Source organism: Candidatus Obscuribacterales bacterium (assembly GCA_036703605.1).
In the GTDB taxonomy this organism is placed as follows: Bacteria; Cyanobacteriota; Cyanobacteriia; order RECH01; family RECH01; genus RECH01.
This window is the reverse complement of sequence record DATNRH010000899.1, coordinates 1-2,899: the sequence shown is the minus strand read 5'-3', so window position 1 is coordinate 2,899 and position 2,899 is coordinate 1. Positions and strand designations below refer to the sequence as shown.

Sequence of the window (2,899 nt, the reverse complement as noted above, 5' to 3'; positions counted from 1 at the left end):
CAATCATCAAGGGACGGGAGAGCGCTTTGCGGGCAGCGGAATGGTTGACGCCGCAAGTGATGCTGCCCACGGCGGCGGCGGGACAGGTGCAGTATGAGGGCTTGCTGGTATCGTTTTTGCGGGCAGTGGGCAATACCGACGAGGTGCGGTCGGGGCTACGCGATCGCCATCTGACCACTCAGGTTATCGAACCCCAACCGGGCGATCGCCTAGAACTTCAGCTCCAAACCCAGCCCACGGTTTAGCTCATGTAAGATTGGCGATCGCTCTAGTAGACGCAACATCCGAGTTCCTACAGCGATTATCGCAACCACCAAATCAGGAGGGCGATCGCCAACCCCACTGCAAACCAAAACCAAGCATTTCTCCACCATCTCTGGCGTGTTCGGGACGTGCGTTTTTCTGCCCCAAGAGTGGGTGCCGTTTGTAGCTGAACTGGGATAATTTTGTTGCGTTTTGCAATGGCGGTCTTGCATTGTTCAATCTTGTGGTTCAGCTTCAGCTCCTCATAAATGACCAATGCCTGCTGATAACTCTGCAAGGCTTCGTAGTGCTGATCGAGCCGGGCTAGTGCATTGCCCATGTTAAGCAGCGAGGTAGCTTCACCGTCGCGATCGCCAATCTCACGGTCAATCGCTAAGGACTGCTGATGGAAGTTGATCGCCTGCGGGTATTGTCCTATGGAGTTGTACGCACTCCCCAAATTGCCTAACGAGTTCGCTTCCCCGTTGCGATCGCCAATTTCGCGTTGAATCGCTAAGGACTGCTGCTGGAAGTTGATCGCCTGCTCGTATTGTCCTAGAGAATAGTAGGCATTTCCCAGATTGCCTAACGAGCTAGCTTCACCGTGGCGATCGCCAATCTCGTGTCTAATCGCTAAGGACTGCTGATGGAAGTCGATCGCCTGCTCGTACTCTCCTAAGGCACGGTAGGCATCGCCTAAGCCTCCAAGAGAATTAGACTCAAACTTACGATTTCCAACACTCCGCTGGACGTCTAAGGCCTGCTGATAAAGTTTGATGGCTTGCTGGTATTGTCCCAATGCCTGGTATGCGTTCCCCAGATTACAAAGGCTTCCTCCCTCTCTATTGCGATCGCCAATCTCGCGTGCAATTTCTAAGGACTGCTGATGGAAGGCGATCGCTTGTTGGTATTGTGCTAGGGAATTGTAGGCATTCCCCAGATTGTTGCAAACCGATGCGTAGTTTTGCTGTTGGCCTGGTCTAGGCTGCCAGTTGGTGTGCAGTTGGCTGTAAAGGTTAACCAGGAGTTGATAATAACCTCGCCGCCGTAAAAATTCATCGCAGGCAAACACAGTTGTAGCCGCCGCCTCATAGTGCCCCAACTTGCACAGATGATAAAACGTTTCTTCGTAGTGGCTGGCAGCAGCTTGCGTATCATCCCTGGCAAATTCAGTCTGGCGATGACTCCAGAAATAGGCGATCGCCCGTTCATGGGCTAGGGTCAGATCATGTACTTGTTTTTGCACAAACTCGCGGATGCGGGGCTGAAGTTGAAACAACCTGGGTGCATCTTGACTGGGCTTGGGTAATTCTTGCAGTAATGAACGCCGCTCTAAATCATGTAAATCGGCATCGCTGACAGGTGGTTCTAGAACCAAGGCCGTTGCCAGTTCCGCATCAAATGCCCCTCGCAACACGCTCACCTGGGTGAGGAGATCCTGCTGTGCGGATGCCAGGCGATCGACGCTCCACTGCAAAACCCGATCCACACTAATGTTTGCCTCACCCCGATGCTTGCCTACCAGTTGAAATAGATCGGTGTGCTGGTTCAGGTGGCACACCAGGCGTTCTTCAGGTTGGCGATACTCATCCCGTAGCCAACCGGCAATCAGCGATAGGGCAAGTGGGTTTCCCTGAACTTGCTCCGATACCGTAGCTCGATTTTCGATCGTGTCTGCCACGTCCAAACGTTCTAGCAGGGCAGCTCCTTCACTGGACGTTAAGCCATTCTCCAACGTCAGCCAGCGAGATTGTCGCCAACCAAAATACTTGGGAGGATATTCTCGTCCTGCCAACAGCAACACGCTCTCGCTTCCCAAGCTCTGAAAGCCATCCAGAAATTCTTCATAGCCCCCTTGCCAATCCCCAGTTGCCGTCAGCACCGATTCCAGGTTATCGATCGCCAGTAAATACCGCCCCTGCTGCAACTGCCGCAATAGTCGAAGCATCAGATCCTTTTCTTGCAGCGATCGCACCTGTTCCGGCAACACCCCAAACTCTTGCAGCGATCGTTCTGCTAAGGCGGCGATCGGCGTACCCGTCCGTACATCTGCCCAAAACTTACCCGCAAATCCCTGACTTTCAGCAAACACCTTTGCCATCAGCGTAGACTTGCCGATGCCGCCCTCACCCCGAATGGCCATCATCGAGATATCTGGATCAGCTAGCCAGGCGTTGAGTTTTGAGCATTCTTTTTCCCGTCCCTGAAAAACCCGCAGGTCAGGCACCGGGTCACTGTAGATCAGTTGTGCAGGATTTACTTTATCGGTTCCCGATCCCGACGGCTGGAGTCAAAAGGTGATGTTTGCTCCTCTAAAGTCTGCATTTCCACCTTGAACAAGGATGCCCTTCTCTTGAAGCTTGGCAAAATTGTTAATGATGGGGTGCTGAGCTTTAGCAGTTGCAGCAAGCTCCTCAATCACCTGTTTCAGTGAGGCATCATCTCTAGCAGCCTCCTCAACCTCAGCAACCAAGACGGCAGTACCATAGTCCTGAGGCTGCTGTTCTGCAAGTTCTGGCCGTTGAGCTACGGTGGCAATAGCATCAGCCGTTTTGGGATTTTTACGCCGCAAAGCACTGATGAACTTGGGGATTAAGCCTCCCACCGCTTCACCAATTTTCTCGCCTGTCTTTTCAAAAGCTTTTGTCGCAATCAT

The 2,899-nt window shown here is 52.6% G+C and carries 3 protein-coding genes; 1 reads left to right on the top strand and 2 read right to left on the bottom strand.

Annotated features, from left to right (window positions below; genetic code table 11):
- The coding region (locus V6D20_18465; GenBank protein ID HEY9817765.1) for a hypothetical protein at nt 1-245 on the top strand (245 nt) is incomplete at its 5' end.
- Between the two features lie 56 nt (nt 246-301).
- Here V6D20_18465 and V6D20_18460 read toward each other — a convergent pair.
- The gene (locus V6D20_18460) at nt 302-2,470 is read right to left on the bottom strand and encodes a tetratricopeptide repeat protein (protein HEY9817764.1); all 2,169 of its coding nucleotides are present in this window, start codon (nt 2,468-2,470) and stop codon (nt 302-304) included.
- 63 nt (nt 2,471-2,533) lie between these two features.
- A partial coding sequence (locus tag V6D20_18455) for a hypothetical protein (GenBank protein ID HEY9817763.1) occupies nt 2,534-2,899 on the bottom strand: 366 nt, incomplete at its 5' end.